General features: G+C 30.9%; 12 protein-coding genes. 5 read left to right on the top strand and 7 right to left on the bottom strand.

Features of this window, described 5'->3' with window-relative positions; translation table 11 throughout:
- Nucleotides 1-132 precede the first annotated feature (132 nt).
- The 3 genes from AADI82_RS08860 to recR all read right to left on the bottom strand — a co-directional run bounded on the left by AADI82_RS08860 (nt 133) and on the right by recR (nt 2,872).
- On the bottom strand, nt 133-1,233 hold the full coding sequence (locus tag AADI82_RS08860; protein ID WP_341216085.1) for a glycosyltransferase family 2 protein: 1,101 nt from the start codon (nt 1,231-1,233) through the stop codon (nt 133-135).
- 97 nt (nt 1,234-1,330) lie between these two features.
- The gene (locus AADI82_RS08855) at nt 1,331-2,245 is read right to left on the bottom strand and encodes a glycosyltransferase (RefSeq protein ID WP_341216084.1); all 915 of its coding nucleotides are present in this window, start codon (nt 2,243-2,245) and stop codon (nt 1,331-1,333) included.
- A gap of 9 nt (nt 2,246-2,254) precedes the next feature.
- Nucleotides 2,255-2,872, bottom strand: a complete 618-nt coding sequence (gene recR, locus AADI82_RS08850) for a recombination mediator RecR (protein WP_034041190.1) — start codon at nt 2,870-2,872, stop codon at nt 2,255-2,257.
- A gap of 130 nt (nt 2,873-3,002) precedes the next feature.
- Between recR and AADI82_RS08845 the strand changes: the two genes are divergently transcribed.
- Nucleotides 3,003-4,463, top strand: a complete 1,461-nt coding sequence (locus AADI82_RS08845) for a sodium:solute symporter (protein WP_341216083.1) — start codon at nt 3,003-3,005, stop codon at nt 4,461-4,463.
- On the opposite strand, the gene AADI82_RS08840 is transcribed toward AADI82_RS08845, so the two are convergent.
- The gene (locus tag AADI82_RS08840; RefSeq protein ID WP_341216082.1) at nt 4,434-4,796 is read right to left on the bottom strand and encodes a CoA-binding protein; all 363 of its coding nucleotides are present in this window, start codon (nt 4,794-4,796) and stop codon (nt 4,434-4,436) included. The genes AADI82_RS08845 and AADI82_RS08840 overlap by 30 nt on opposite strands.
- A 113-nt stretch (nt 4,797-4,909) precedes the next feature.
- Between AADI82_RS08840 and AADI82_RS08835 the strand changes: the two genes are divergently transcribed.
- Nucleotides 4,910-7,381, top strand: a complete 2,472-nt coding sequence (locus tag AADI82_RS08835; RefSeq protein WP_341216081.1) for an outer membrane beta-barrel family protein — start codon at nt 4,910-4,912, stop codon at nt 7,379-7,381.
- Nucleotides 7,382-8,111: 730 nt separating this feature from the next.
- Here the strand turns inward: AADI82_RS08835 and AADI82_RS08830 are convergent.
- On the bottom strand, nt 8,112-9,116 hold the full coding sequence (locus AADI82_RS08830; RefSeq protein WP_341216080.1) for a beta-ketoacyl-ACP synthase III: 1,005 nt from the start codon (nt 9,114-9,116) through the stop codon (nt 8,112-8,114).
- Between the two features lie 251 nt (nt 9,117-9,367).
- On the opposite strand from AADI82_RS08830, the gene htpG reads away from it, so the two are divergent.
- From htpG to AADI82_RS08815, 3 genes are all read left to right on the top strand, one after another.
- Nucleotides 9,368-11,281, top strand: coding sequence for a molecular chaperone HtpG (gene htpG / locus AADI82_RS08825; RefSeq protein ID WP_341216079.1), 1,914 nt, complete (start codon nt 9,368-9,370; stop codon nt 11,279-11,281).
- A gap of 181 nt (nt 11,282-11,462) precedes the next feature.
- Complete coding sequence (locus AADI82_RS08820; protein ID WP_341216078.1) at nt 11,463-12,902, top strand: sulfatase; 1,440 nt, start codon at nt 11,463-11,465, stop codon at nt 12,900-12,902.
- Between the two features lie 86 nt (nt 12,903-12,988).
- Complete coding sequence (locus tag AADI82_RS08815) at nt 12,989-13,360, top strand: hypothetical protein (protein ID WP_341216077.1); 372 nt, start codon at nt 12,989-12,991, stop codon at nt 13,358-13,360.
- On the opposite strand, the gene lipB is transcribed toward AADI82_RS08815, so the two are convergent.
- Together lipB and AADI82_RS08805 are read right to left on the bottom strand one after the other, a co-directional pair.
- The gene (gene lipB / locus AADI82_RS08810) at nt 13,347-14,054 is read right to left on the bottom strand and encodes a lipoyl(octanoyl) transferase LipB (RefSeq protein WP_341216076.1); all 708 of its coding nucleotides are present in this window, start codon (nt 14,052-14,054) and stop codon (nt 13,347-13,349) included. The two genes, AADI82_RS08815 and lipB, sit on opposite strands and share 14 nt — an antisense overlap.
- A 95-nt stretch (nt 14,055-14,149) precedes the next feature.
- Nucleotides 14,150-14,308 carry a YqaE/Pmp3 family membrane protein gene (locus AADI82_RS08805; RefSeq protein WP_081997675.1) on the bottom strand — a complete coding sequence of 53 codons (159 nt, stop codon included), beginning with the start codon at nt 14,306-14,308 and terminating at the stop codon, nt 14,150-14,152.
- Nucleotides 14,309-14,549 lie beyond the last annotated feature (241 nt).

Below are 14,549 nucleotides of genomic sequence, written 5' to 3'. Positions count from 1 at the left end.
CAACACTTTCTCCCATTTTTGGTAACTTAAGTTCAAACTTTGCCATATCTATAATATAATCCTTAATTTTTAATTTCAGTTTGCAAAATTAATAAAAAAACATTGATTTTTTTAAACTATTTACAATAAAAACTATTCTAAAACCACAACCTCCCCTCTACTTATCGCATCGTCGCTCCCAAGTATAAAATTAGAATTTTCTGGTAATATTTTATAGGTTATATGTTTATTTTTTACACCATCTCCAATCATCTCAATAATTCTTTTATAACCCAACCCTTTAGCATCAAAAATAACTTCAGTGTGCTCTTGAATATTTTTTATATTTGATTTTAAAGTAACCTCCTTCTCCAAAACAAATTTAAGTTTTTCATTAATTTGATCTGCAATTAAAGCATATTTTTCAATAGTTTTAGTTTTTTTAACTGGTGTTTTTCTAAACACATAAACTAACCCTATACCAACCCAAACTAGCATATCAAAAAATATATTTTTCTTAAAATGCTTTTTATAAAATATCTGCATAGCTCCATAAAAACGACGTGCATAATATTTATCTCTTAATGTGCTTTCTCCTTTAAAATGAATGATTGTTGTATTTCCATAATAATAATTATTATAGCCTGCTTTTAACATTTTATATGATAAATCGATGTCTTCGCCATACATAAAATAGTCTTCGTCAAAACCACCAACTTTATTATAAACTACTCGTTTCATAAACATGAAAGCTCCAACTAACACGTCTACTTTTTCGCTTTCATTTTCATTCAAATGATTTGCATAATAGTCTTTAGAATTGCCTATTGATTTTTTAAAAGCTACCCCTATATAAGGAATGTTTCGTTTGCTTTCTGGCAAAAACTTGCCTGCTCCATTTATTAATTTGCACCCTATAATACCTAATTTTTCTTTATTTTGTGCAAAGCTTAAAAGTTTAGTAAAAGTATCTTCGGCAACTACAGTATCTGGGTTTAATATGCAAATATACTCACCTTTTGCGCTCGAAACACCTATGTTATTGCCTTTTGAAAAACCTGAATTTTCTTTATTTTCAATAAGTTTAACATTAGGAAACAAGGTTTTTACCATGTTACAACTATCGTCTTCAGAATTATTATCGATTACAATAATTTCTGCATCAATATTTAAAACAGCTGCTTGTACACTTTTTAAACAGAGTTCTAAAAAGTAACGAACGTTATAATTTAGTATGACTATTGATAATTTCAAATTAATCTCATCTATTTAACTTTGCCCTTAAGCTTATGACTTGTCATTTATATGTAAAGAACCTTTACAAATTATATACTCTAAAATAACTTAATTGTTACAAAAAAAAACGACTACTCTTTCTATTATTCATCTTTAAAGTTAAAAATCCTAATTTATAAAAATCAAACATATAAATATTAACAAAGCCAGTAGATAATAAATATTTAATTAAAGGCTTAAAAATCAAAAATGTTCCTAAAATTATTTTTCTGATTTTATATAGCTTAAAATAGACTCTTAAAAGCACTACATCTTCTATAAAACTTTTATCATAATTTACATATTCAAGTATATCAACTAAATTACTAATAGCCTTTTCGGTATTATTAATATAATCAATATTATTGTCTAAACTGCCATTTAAAACTGGGTTGTTAGTATGATTTATAACAATGCTATTTTTTTTTAATTCAAATCCAAATAAAGTATCTTCATGACCATAATCAACAAGTCTTTCATCAAATGGAGTTTCTTTAAATATAGCCTTGCTAATTAAAAAATTATTGGTCATAAAAGATCTATTTTTACTTTGTTTTCTTATTAACCAGTTTTTATTTTCTCTTTTCAAACCACAAAGCCATCGAAGTCTTTTATTTCTTTTTGGTTTTACTTTTTTGTAAATGCTACCGCCATAAATTATACTGTATCGTCTTTCTTTTATTTCTTTAATATAATTTAACAAAAAATGATTTGAAATAATGATAGAATCACAGTCTAAAAAAAGCATGTTTTCAAACTTTGCATATTTAATAAATCTATTTCTTATCGCTGCTCTTCCAACATTTTTATCTAATTCAATATACACTTGATTTGCGCATACACTTTTATTTAATTTTTTAATTGAATTTTTAGAACAATCATCTATAAGAATTATTTCGGATGGCACTTCTAGAAGCAAAGCCTGTCTAGATAGCTCATTTACAAGTTTTGTGACTTTACAATTATAAATAGGAATACAAATTGAAATCATTAATCAATATTATAATTTTAAAGAAGTTTCAAACGGAATTCTATTCACAATACTTCTTCCTAAGGTAATCTCATCAGCATATTCTAATTCATCTCCAACCGAAATTCCACGCGCAATAGTTGATGTAATGACCTTATAATCTTGAATTTGCTTATATATATAAAAGTTGGTGGTATCGCCTTCCATTGTAGAGCTTAATGCGAAAATTAGCTCCTTTACAATCCCTTGTTTTACTTTAGTTACTAGTGTTTCAATATTCAAATCGTGAGGACCAATACCATCCATTGGCGATATTTTTCCACCTAAAACATGATACAATCCTTTAAAAGAGCTTGTATTTTCAATTGCCATAACATCTCTAACATCTTCAACGACACAAATAATAGTTTCATTTCTATTTGGATTAGCACATATTTCGCAAAGATTTATATCGCTAATATTATGGCAAGATTTACAAAATTTCACATTGCCTCGCATGTTTTGTAAAGCCTCAGAAAGCATAGTGGTTTGTTCTTTAGGCTGCCTTAACATATGCAACACTAAACGCAATGCTGTACGCTTACCAATTCCTGGTAATTGAGACATTTCGTTAACAGCACGTTCTAGTAATTTTGAAGAAAACTCCATGGCTGCGAATTTACTATTTAGACCTGAATTTCACTAATTTTAAATATAAGACTTTTAACTATTGTGTACTACTATTTGGAAATTGAAATTTAATATTTGTACTTTGAAAACTTAAAAAATTGCTTTTTATATGACAGCCACACAAATACTACTACTCATTGCCGCCTATTTTGGCTTACTTATTCTAATATCTTATTTAACTGGAAAAGACGATAGTAACGACGTTTTTTTCAAAGCCAAAAAGCAATCGCCTTGGTATTTAGTCGCTTTTGGAATGATTGGTGCTTCCCTTTCAGGTGTTACTTTCATATCGGTTCCAGGAATGATTGGCGGTCAACAATTTGCCTACATGCAAGGTGTTTTTGGTTTTTTTGTGGGTTATTTATTTATTATATTAATATTGCTTCCGCTGTATTACAAACTCAACGTCACTTCAATTTATCAATATTTAGAGCAGCGTTTTGGCATAGTAAGTTATAAAACTGGTGCTTTTTTCTTCTTACTTTCTAGAGTAACTGGTGCATCATTTAGATTGTATTTAGTGGCTTTATCTATGCAATATATTGTTTTTGAAAAACTTGGTGTTCCGTTTTGGTTAACTGTTGTTATTTCAATTTTACTAATCTGGTTGTATACCAAAAGAGGAGGTATTAAGACTATTATCTGGACCGACACTTTACAAACCTTAGCGATGTTAGTTTCTGTGGGAGTTGGTATTTATCTAATAAATCAGAAATTAGATTTCACAGTAATTAGTATGTTAAAATCTGAATCGTTTTCGGCAAAAAGTCAAATTTTCTTTTTTGATGATCCTAATGCTACAACTTATTTCTGGAAATACTTTATTGGAGGTATATTTATAGCCATTGCCATGACTGGTTTAGACCAAGATATGATGCAAAAAAACTTGACTTGTAAAAACAAAAAAGACGCTCAAAAAAATATGTTTACCATGGCTACTTTAGTTATTATAGTAAATTTTGCGTTTTTGTCTCTTGGCGCTTTACTGTTTATTTATGCCGATAAATTTAACTTGCAAATACCTGTTGTAAATGAGATAACAAGAACCGATTTATTATTCCCAGAAATTGCCATGAATCAAGGTTTAGGTAATGCCTTATCTATAACATTTCTTATAGGTTTAATTGCTGCTGCTTATAGTAGTGCAGATAGTGCGTTAACATCATTAACCACATCGTTTTCAGTAGACTTTTTAAACATTGAAAAAAGACCAGAAGCAAAACAAAAACCATTACGTAAAAAGGTACATATTGGGGTTTCTGTAGTATTAATACTTGTGGTTATTTTATTTAATAACCTTGAGGGAAATGTAGTAAGTAATTTATTTAAATTTGCAACCTATACTTATGGCCCTTTATTAGGCTTATTTGCTTTTGGCATTTTAAGTAAACGGCAAATTAAAGACAGCTATGCATGGATTGTTGCTTTACTATCTATTATACTAAGTTTTATAATAACTTCTCTACCAGAAAGTGTTATAGGTACTTATAAATTTCATTGGGAAATATTACCAATAAATGGCATTATTACCTACATAGGTTTAATATTGATTAGTAGAAAGCAAAACTAAAGAGCAGGCCACTTCAAATTCAATCCTATTTTCTTTTAAAATGTTATAGAATTCTGGATTTTCTGTCCCTGGATTAAAAATAACACGCTTAGGTTTTAAAGACACTATATAATCATAATACGCTACTTGTCGTTTAGGGTTTAAATATAAAGTTACTGTATCTATATTTTTATATTGTTTTAATTCTATATCTATATTTACACCTGAAACCTCTCCTTTTTTCAATCCAAAAGCTACAACTTCATAACCATTATTTATAAGTTTTCTAATTACGAAATTTGAATACCTATTTGGTTTTAATGAGGCACCAAGCACTAATGTTTTTTTATTCATATGTTAAAAAGATGTTAATACTTATTATATATAGTAACAGAATTAAAATTTAAGCGTCTACATTATATTACTTTTAATCAAACAATCAATCAAAAAACAATCAATCAAATCAAATGAAAAACTTATTTTTCGCTTGTTTATTATTATTCTCAATAACTACGCAAGCAAACTCCACAGATCCTGAAAACAATACTGATAAAACCGGTACAATTTCAGGAAAAGTATTAGACGCAAAGTTAAAACAACCCTTACCATATGTAAATGTTATTATAAAAAATAATACAGGAGAAACTTTAACAGGAGGTATTACTTTAGAAGATGGCTCTTTTGAAATTGAAAAAGTAGCCGAAGGTAAAATTAAAATCAGCGTTCAATATATAGGATACAAAACCATAACAAAAGATGTAATAATTGGAAAGGGTAATTACAAAGTTAACCTTGGTAATATTTTTTTAGAAGAAGAAGCTGAAGGTTTAGACGCAGTTACTGTTATTGCTGAAACCTCAACAATTCAACAAAAAGTAGACAGAAAAGTAATTACTATTGGTAAAGATTTAGCGGCAACTGGTAGTGCATCAGAGCTAATGGTTGGTATTCCGTCTGTAAGTGTTGATGCACAAACTGGCGACATTAGTTTACGTGGTAACCAAAACGTTCGTGTTATGGTGGATGGTAAATTATCAAACATTCCAACGGCCCAATTACTAAAACAAATTCCTTCAACAGCTATTAAATCTATTGAATTAATTACTAATCCGTCTGCTAAGTACAATCCTGAAGGCATGAGTGGTATTATAAATATAGTGCTTCATAAAAACACAATGGTGGGCTTTAATGGGAATTTAAGCTTAGGTTTAAGTCATGAAAAAGAAGCAAAATTTAATAGTGCTTTAAATATGAATTACCGTAACGGAAAGTTTAATTTATACGGTAGTTATAGCAATAATATTTCAAAAAACAGAAACCGCGGTAATGTTTCTAGACCAGAAAACAACTCAGAGCAATTCTTTAAATTTTTAGACAAAAGACAATCTCATTTGTATAAAGCTGGTTTAGATTTTTATTTAGATGATAAGAACACTATGTCGTTTTTCACTACACAAAACACTTCTGACAGTAGTACCGAGGGTGCAACCGAAGCCTTGTTCTACAGCAATTCATCATTCAACCAAAGTCAAATTTTCATAAACGAAAGCGACAATTTATCATCGCAATATAATTTTGACTATAAGCATGATTTTTCTGATGATGGACATAATATTGAATTAGAAGTTGACTACAATACTTTTGAAGATGACACCCCAGCAGATTTTAAATTTCTGCTAGGTTCAAATGAAGATTATAAAGATTTTAATAATACCGACAGAAAGAGCACCACTGTAAATTTAGATTATGTAAACCCATTATCTGAAACTACAAAACTAGAATTAGGATTACAAGCTCGTTTATTTAATTCAGATATTGCATATTCGTCAACAGGAGAAACTTTGAATGACCAAGGCGTTTTAAGACCAACGCCAAGTAATGATTTTGATTACACTAGAGACATTTATTCTGCTTACGCCACATTTAGTAAAAAATTTGAAAAATGGACCTATCAAATAGGTGTACGCACAGAAAATGTTAAAGAAGATGCTTTGGCATTATCTTCTGAAGCTGCAAGCACAGAAACTTTTAAAAATGATTATTTCGAGTTGTATCCATCTGCTTTTATAACCTATTCTCCAAGTGAAAAAAATTCATATCAATTTAGTTATAGTCGACGCGTAGATCGTCCAGGAATTGGGCAAGTAAACCCTATTAAAGAATGGAGTACACCTTTAATCTCTTCTTTTGGGAACATCGATTTAAGACCACAATTTACAAACTCTATAGAAGCAAATTATACAAGAACTTTAAATAACAGAAAAGGGAGTGTTACTGGAGGTGTTTTTTACAGACTAATTTCAGATGAAATTAACAGAGCTCTATTTATAGACAGAACAGATGTCACCTCGGGTCGTATTATATTAACCCATGATAATTTTGATGACACATCTGCATATGGTATAGAATTATCCTCAAATTACAGACCAACAAAATGGTGGAGTATTAACGGAAGTTTTGACTTATACTCACAAACCCAAAAAGGGATTGCTGAAAATTTAACAGCTCCAATAGAAACTGCAACTATTAATGATATTGAAACTAATATTGATGAAGTTGATAATGTAGCGTGGAACTTTAGAATGTTTAATAATTTTAGAGTAAGCAAAACTTTAAGCTTTACTGCCTTTGGATTTTATAGAGGAAAAAACAAAACACTCCAATTTGATATGAAACCTATGTACTTTATAAACCTAGGCTCTCGTGTAAGTTTTGCAAAAGGCAAAGGCTCTTTTAGCCTAAATTTTAATGATGTATTAAATACTATGAGATTCGCTTTTGAGGGTACAAAACCATTTGAACAAATTGGCGAGTTTAATTGGGAAAGCCATACTGTACAGGCCACTTTATCATACCGTTTTGGTGGCGGAAAATATCGTGCTAAATCAAGAAAACAGCGTGATGATAACACAAAATCTGGTGGCGGCGGCTTCCTTTAAATATAACATTTAATTACCTGCATAATAGTTGATGGTTAGTGTTATTGCAAGGTTATTAAATAAGAAAACCCAAAAGGCATCTCTTTTGGGTTTTTGTTTGATTATTTGTTAACTTATTTTTAAAAAAGTGTTAAAAATGTTAAAATTTAATATTTAATGTAATAAATATTAAAACTAATCGTTTAACGCACATACAATCACACGAAAAAATAATTATTTTAAGAGTTAGTCACCTTCATTTAATAAAATTTTCGTCAATCAAAGATTCGTATGATTAGAAAACTCGAAATATAATTTCGAGTTTTTTTATGCAAAAAAAATTAAAACACTGATAATCTGTGTAATGAATTTAAAATTAATTCGTCCAAAATCATAACATTAGATATGAAAAGTATTTTTTATTTGAATTAGTCGTCAATAAAAGCATATAAATTGCTAAATGTTTAAAACAAAAACTTGAAATTTTAATTTCGAGTTTCTTATGTTAAAGATGTTAAAAAATATACTAAAAGTAAGTTTCTTACGTCTTATATAAGTAGTTTGCATGTTTAATACAAACTTAAGGTGGTTAATAGCTGAAAAACCCAAAACGATAAGTTTTGGGTTTTTAGTTTTTTTTTTGGGGTTAGGGATTGAGGCATTTGTTGGAGCTCGCCGACCCAGGAGGAAGTGACTGCCTAACCCCTTTAGGAATAACGTAACCGTTCAAATGATTTAAACTTTTGTTTGTTTACCATTTTATAATGGCACTACCCCATGTAAAACCACTACCAAAAGCAGCTAACACAACATTATCGTCCGTTTTAATTTTACCTTCTTCCCAAGCTTCGGTTAAAGCAATAATTACTGATGCCGCTGTGGTATTTCCATATTTTTGAATGTTATTAAATACTTGGTCATCTCGTAACCCAAATTTCTTTTGAATAAATTGAGCAATACGCAAATTGGCTTGATGTGGAATAAGCATATCTATATCTTCTTTTTTAAGACCGTTCTTTATTAAACCTTCCATTATAACTTCACTAAAACGAACTACTGCATGCTTAAATACAAAAGTGCCATCCATATAAGGAAAGTAAGATAAATCTTCTTCTTCAGATTCTAATATTTGAGGCACCCAATGTTTAATGCTTGGTGATTCTACAATTAGTTTATCGGCATACTTACCTTCGCTATGCAAATGTGTAGATAATATACCTTTTGTAGTATCTTCTTCTCGAGATAGTATGCAAGCTCCAGCTCCATCTCCAAAAATAACGGTAACACCTCGACCTCTTGTTGTTTTATCTAAACCATTAGAATGGTATTCTGCACCTACTACCAAAATATTTTTATACATTCCAGTTTTTATAAATTGATCGGCAACCGAAATAGCATAAACAAACCCAGAGCATTGGTTTCTAATATCAATGGCTCCCACATTTTTCATGTCCAATAAATCTTGAATTTGCACACCGCAACCAGGAAAATAGTAATCTGGTGTCATAGTTGCAAAAACAATAAAATCAATATCATCTTTGGTTAATCCCGAACGCTCAATTGCCATTCTAGAGGCTTTTGCCCCCATAATTGCTGATGTGTCGTCAGTTCCTTCTTTTATCCATCTGCGCTCTTGTATACCTGTGCGTTCTTGTATCCAAGCATCATTGGTATCCATCATTTTAGACAAATCATCATTAGTTACCACATTTTCTGGAACATATTTTCCTAAGCCTATTATTTTCGAATTGTACATAGCTATTCATTTTTGAAAAACCAAAGTACAAAATTTAAAATTCAAATTACAATATTTAAAATTCCAAAAGTAGCTCTAAGAGTATTTTGGAATTTAGCGATCTTAGAATTTGTTTTTTTAAAGAAAAAAGTCGTGTCAGTTTGTCATATTTCATCAATTGGCATTTTTGTTGACTATTACTTTTGCAGTATTTTGAAAATCAAGTTGAACAGTTTTCCGCCTTTGCGGAAAAGAAAAATAAATAAATTATTATGACAAAAGGAAATATTAATGTTTCGGTAGAGAATATCTTTCCTCTCATTAAAAAATTCTTGTATAGCGATCACGAAATCTTTTTACGCGAGCTTATTAGTAATGCTACAGATGCCACTTTAAAGTTGAAACATTTAACTAATGTTGGCGATGCTAAAGTAGAATACGGCAATCCACAAATTGAAGTTAAAATTGATAAAAAAGGTAAAAAACTTCATATTATAGATCAAGGCTTAGGAATGACTGCCGATGAAGTTGAAAAATACATCAATCAAGTTGCGTTTTCTGGAGCTGAAGAGTTTTTAGATAAATATAAAGACTCTGCCAAAGATTCAGGGATTATTGGGCATTTTGGACTTGGTTTCTATTCTGCTTTTATGGTGGCCGAAAAAGTAGAGATTATTACAAAATCGTATAAAGATGAACCTGCAGCACATTGGACATGTGATGGTTCGCCAGAGTTTACCTTAGAAGCTTCTAATAAAACTGAAAGAGGCACAGAAATTATTCTTCATATTGCTGAAGATTCAACCGAGTTTTTAGAAGAAAGTAGAATCCGTGAGTTATTACAGAAATATAACAAGTTTATGCCTATTCCAATTAAATTTGGAACTAAGGAAATAAACGATCCAGAGCATGAGCCTAAAACAACAAAAGACAAAGACGGTAAAGAAACTACCGAACCGCATAAACAAATTACGGTTGATAATATTATTAACAACCCTAATCCTGCATGGACAAAACAACCAGCCGATTTAAAAGATGAAGACTATAATAGTTTTTATAGAGAATTGTACCCCATGCAATTTGAAGAACCATTATTTAACATTCATTTAAATGTCGATTATCCGTTCAATTTAACAGGGATTTTATATTTCCCGAAAATGACTAACGATTTAAATATTCAAAAAGATAAAATTCAACTGTATCAGAATCAAGTTTTTGTAACCGATAATGTTGAAGGTATAGTGCCAGAGTTTTTAACCATGTTACGTGGTGTTATTGACTCGCCAGATATTCCATTAAACGTTTCTCGAAGCTATTTGCAAGCCGATGGTGCTGTTAAAAAGATTTCATCTTACATTACTAGAAAAGTTGCCGATAAATTAAAATCGCTATTTAATAATAACCGTGAAGATTTTGAAGCCAAATGGAACGATATTAAAATTGTTATTGAATATGGCATGCTTTCTGAAGAAAAATTCTTCGAAAAAGCAGATGCATTTGCACTTTATCCTTCTGTTGACGGCACATATTACACTTACGAAGAGTTAGTTAACAAAATTAAAGCTAACCAAACTGATAAGGATGATAAAATGATTATCCTTTACGCTTCAAATAAAGAGGAACAACACAGTTACATTGAAGCAGCCAAAGCTAAAGGCTACGAAGTATTGCTTTTAGATTCACCTATTGTATCGCATTTAATGCAAAAATTAGAAACAACTAAAGATAAAATTTCTTTTGCTCGTGTTGATGCTGATCATATTGATAAAATCATTCAGAAAGACGAAAATAAAATTTCTAAATTAAATGAAGAGCAAACTAAAGCTTTAGACGAATTATTAAAAGAAGTTATACCATCAGAAAAATTCATGGTACAATTAGAACCTATGGATAGTGATGCTGTACCGTTTATGATTACGCAACCAGAATTTATGCGTAGGATGAAAGAAATGCAAGCTACAGGTGGCGGAGGCGGAATGAATATGTTTGGTAGTATGCCAGAAATGTACAATTTGGTTGTGAATACTAACTCTGAATTAGTTGGTGAAATTCTTGGAACAAAAACCAAAAAGAAACAAGAACGTTTAATTACACAAAGTTTAGATTTGGCTAGACTATCTCAAGGACTACTTAAAGGTGAAGAATTAACAAACTTTATTAAACGCAGTTATGATATGATAAAGTAATAAGTTGACACGCTGACTCATTTTCAGCATCCTATTATAAATAAAAACCACTCTGTTTTCACAAAGTGGTTTTTTGTTTTTCCTAGTGCTTGACTTTGTCAGAAAAAAAAATGATAACTTCGTTTAAAATATTTTAAACGAACACATCAAAAAGCTAGTTCCAAATAATATGTAATATAGCATGAAAACATTTAACTATATACTATTTCTCTTTATATGTATTAATTTATATTCACAAGAGAAAAGGCCAAATATATTGTTTATCATTTCAGACGATTTAACAGCCACAGCAGTGTCATCTTACGAAAACAAAGCATGCCATACACCAAACATCGATAAATTAGCTTCGGAAGGTGTTAAATATACCAAAGCCTATACGCAATATCCTGTTTGTGGTCCATCACGAGCATCGTTTATGTCGGGTTACTATCCAAATGCCACTACAACTTTTGGTTATGTAAGCGGTAGAGAAAACATAGGCCCTAACAGAAAAACATGGTCTCAATTATTTAAAGACAATGGTTATTACACCGCACGAGTAAGTAAAATTTACCACATGGGTGTTCCTATTGATATTGAAACAGGCTCGAACGGAGAAGATGATGAAGCTTCGTGGACCGAACGTTTTAACAGTCAAGGCCCCGAATGGAAAGCCATTGGTGATGCAGAATTAGTTCAAGGAAATCCCGACGGCACCATTGAAAGAAAAGGCGGGAACGTCATGACCATTGTAAAAGCCGATGGCGGCGATTTAGTGCATTCGGATGGAAAAACTGCCAAAAAAGCATCAGAACTTATTAGAAAACACAAAAACAAACCCTTCTTTTTAGCGGTTGGTTTTGTACGACCGCACGTACCTTTTGTGGCTCCAAAACCGTATTTTGAACCGTATCCGTTTGATGACATAACACTACCTAAAAAAGTGGATGGCGATTGGGACGATATTCCGAAGCGAGGTATTAATTACGTAACAAGTGTTAATGCTAAAATGTCTTTAGAGCAAGAAAAAAAAGCAATTGCTGCATATTACGCATCGGTATCATATATGGATGCACAAGTTGGAAAAGTACTTAAAACACTTAAAGAAGAAGGATTGGAAGACAATACCATTGTTATTTTTACATCGGATCATGGTTTTCATTTAGGCGAACATAATTTTTGGATGAAAGTGAGTTTACACGAAGAATCTGTTCGTGTGCCATTAATTATTAAAGTCCCTGGTAAAAAAGCGACTGTTTGTAATTCTTTTGTTGAATTATTGGATTTATATCCAACCATTTCAGAATTAGCAGGTTTAAAACCTTCTAAACATTTACAAGGAAAAAGCTTAATAAAGACCTTTGATAATCCTAAAAAGAAAGTTCGAGATATGGCTTTTTGCGTATCGCAAGGTGGAAAAAGCTTTTTATTGCGACATGATAAATGGGCATATATTCAATATAACGAAGATGCCTCAGCTGGCATTGAGCTTTTTGATATGGAAAACGACCCAAAACAGTTTACCAATTTAGCTAAAAATCCTAATTATTCTAAAATTGTTGCACGATTTAAAAAGAAACTAGCTAAAAAAATAAAAGCCGTTAGAAGTAACGATTTAGGTATTGAGTATTCAAGTGACTAATATTTAGGTTCACTTAAATAATTTATTCTATCGAATTTGACGCAACTAATGGACATTTCTTGCATCTATAAGATAATAAAAAAGAGATGAGACAGAATATCATATTTTTAATACTTTTATCCTTTGTTATTTTATCATGCAAAACTGACGATGATAACTTAATTAACACTTGTAACGTTACAAACCCAGTTGAAAATTTAACTTGGTTGAAAGAAAAAATAGCAGAACTTGAACAAACAAGTTTGTATGAGTCTGGAGAAGTTTATATCTCGCAAGCAAACTACAATAGCAATACTATTTTTATTCTAGGGAATTGTTGTGCAACATGTAATACTGTTGTTCCTGTTTTTAATTGTGCAGGTGAAGTAATTGGGTATGGTGGAGATAACAATTTTAACATCAATACCCTTAAAAATAGTATAATTATCTGGAAACCAGAAAATTCTATTTGTTTTTAAAAAATTCAGCCTCAAAAAGCACTTTAAAATGCTTTAGTAACTTTTCTTTTACCTCTTCCATAGAGACTTCTTTTACACCAAGCTCTACATTTAAAGAGGTTACTGCTTTTCCTCTAATACCACATGGAATCATAAGGTCAAAATAACCCAAATTAGCATTTATATTAAGAGCAAATCCATGCATAGTTACCCATCGACTAGCACGTACACCCATAGCACAAATTTTACGTGCAAATGGGGTGCCAACGTCTAACCAAACACCTGTTTCTCCGAGGCTTCTTTCTGCTTTTAAACCATATTCGGCAAGCGTTAAAATTATCATTTCTTCTAAAAAACGAAGGTATTTATGGATGTCGGTAAAAAAATTATCTAAATCTAAAATAGGATAGCCAACCACTTGTCCTGGTCCATGATAGGTTATATCTCCTCCTCTATTCACTTTATAAAAAGTCGCGTTTTTTTCTTTTAATTGGGCCTCAGTAACGAGCAAATTAGAAAAGTTACCGCTTTTGCCCAAAGTATAAACATGCGGATGCTCTACAAACAAGAAATAGTTATTAGTTTTTAAACCAGCGGCTTCTCGCCTATTTTTAATTTTAGTGTCTACAATACTTTTAAACAATTCTTCTTGATAATCCCAAGTTTGTTTATAGTCTTTATAGCCTAAATCTTGTAGTTCTATTGTCTTGTTCATAGACTACAAAATTACAATATTTTATATGAAAAATGACAAAAGACCGGTGACAGAACTAGAAAACCAACTGCAAACTAAATACTTTAGACTGAAAGCTAATTTTTTGGATTATTAATAATAACTAATGCAGCAATAACGCCTGGAACCCAACCACAAAGCCATAATAAAAAAGTGATTAAAATAGAGCCACAACCTTTATCTAAAACGGCTAAAGGTGGACAAATAATAGACAGTAAAACTCTCCAAAAACTCATGATTTAATTTATTTAATACTGAAATAGGTTCAGCACATGTTGATGATTTACTTATTTGACGTAAAAGTATATTTTTTGTTACAAACTGTGTTAGGGATAGCAGTGAAAATACTTTTTGTGAGGCATGAACAAAAAGATTGTAACGCATAGCCCGACCTGCCACCTTGAGCGTAGTCGAAAGTCAAGGGTAACGCTCAAAAAATTAATTTTAAAAGAGCGGTTTTAATAGTATCTTTGCGCA

It is taken from the genome of uncultured Wocania sp. (genome assembly GCF_964021735.1).
In the GTDB taxonomy this organism is placed as follows: Bacteria; Bacteroidota; Bacteroidia; order Flavobacteriales; family Flavobacteriaceae; genus Wocania_A.
This window is presented reverse-complemented; position numbering and strand designations above follow the sequence as displayed.

Excerpts from the sequence above, each read along its gene's own strand:
- AADI82_RS08855 (WP_341216084.1), bottom strand. The coding sequence starts at position 2,245 with ATGATTTCAATTTGTATTCCTATTTATAATTGTAAAGTCACAAAACTT.
- recR (WP_034041190.1), bottom strand. The coding sequence starts at position 2,872 with ATGGAGTTTTCTTCAAAATTACTAGAACGTGCTGTTAACGAAATGTCT.
- AADI82_RS08845 (WP_341216083.1), top strand. The coding sequence starts at position 3,003 with ATGACAGCCACACAAATACTACTACTCATTGCCGCCTATTTTGGCTTA.
- AADI82_RS08840 (WP_341216082.1), bottom strand. The coding sequence starts at position 4,796 with ATGAATAAAAAAACATTAGTGCTTGGTGCCTCATTAAAACCAAATAGG.
- AADI82_RS08835 (WP_341216081.1), top strand. The coding sequence starts at position 4,910 with ATGAAAAACTTATTTTTCGCTTGTTTATTATTATTCTCAATAACTACG.
- AADI82_RS08830 (WP_341216080.1), bottom strand. The coding sequence starts at position 9,116 with ATGTACAATTCGAAAATAATAGGCTTAGGAAAATATGTTCCAGAAAAT.
- htpG (WP_341216079.1), top strand. The coding sequence starts at position 9,368 with ATGACAAAAGGAAATATTAATGTTTCGGTAGAGAATATCTTTCCTCTC.
- AADI82_RS08820 (WP_341216078.1), top strand. The coding sequence starts at position 11,463 with ATGAAAACATTTAACTATATACTATTTCTCTTTATATGTATTAATTTA.
- AADI82_RS08815 (WP_341216077.1), top strand. The coding sequence starts at position 12,989 with ATGAGACAGAATATCATATTTTTAATACTTTTATCCTTTGTTATTTTA.
- lipB (WP_341216076.1), bottom strand. The coding sequence starts at position 14,054 with ATGAACAAGACAATAGAACTACAAGATTTAGGCTATAAAGACTATAAA.
- AADI82_RS08805 (WP_081997675.1), bottom strand. The coding sequence starts at position 14,308 with ATGAGTTTTTGGAGAGTTTTACTGTCTATTATTTGTCCACCTTTAGCC.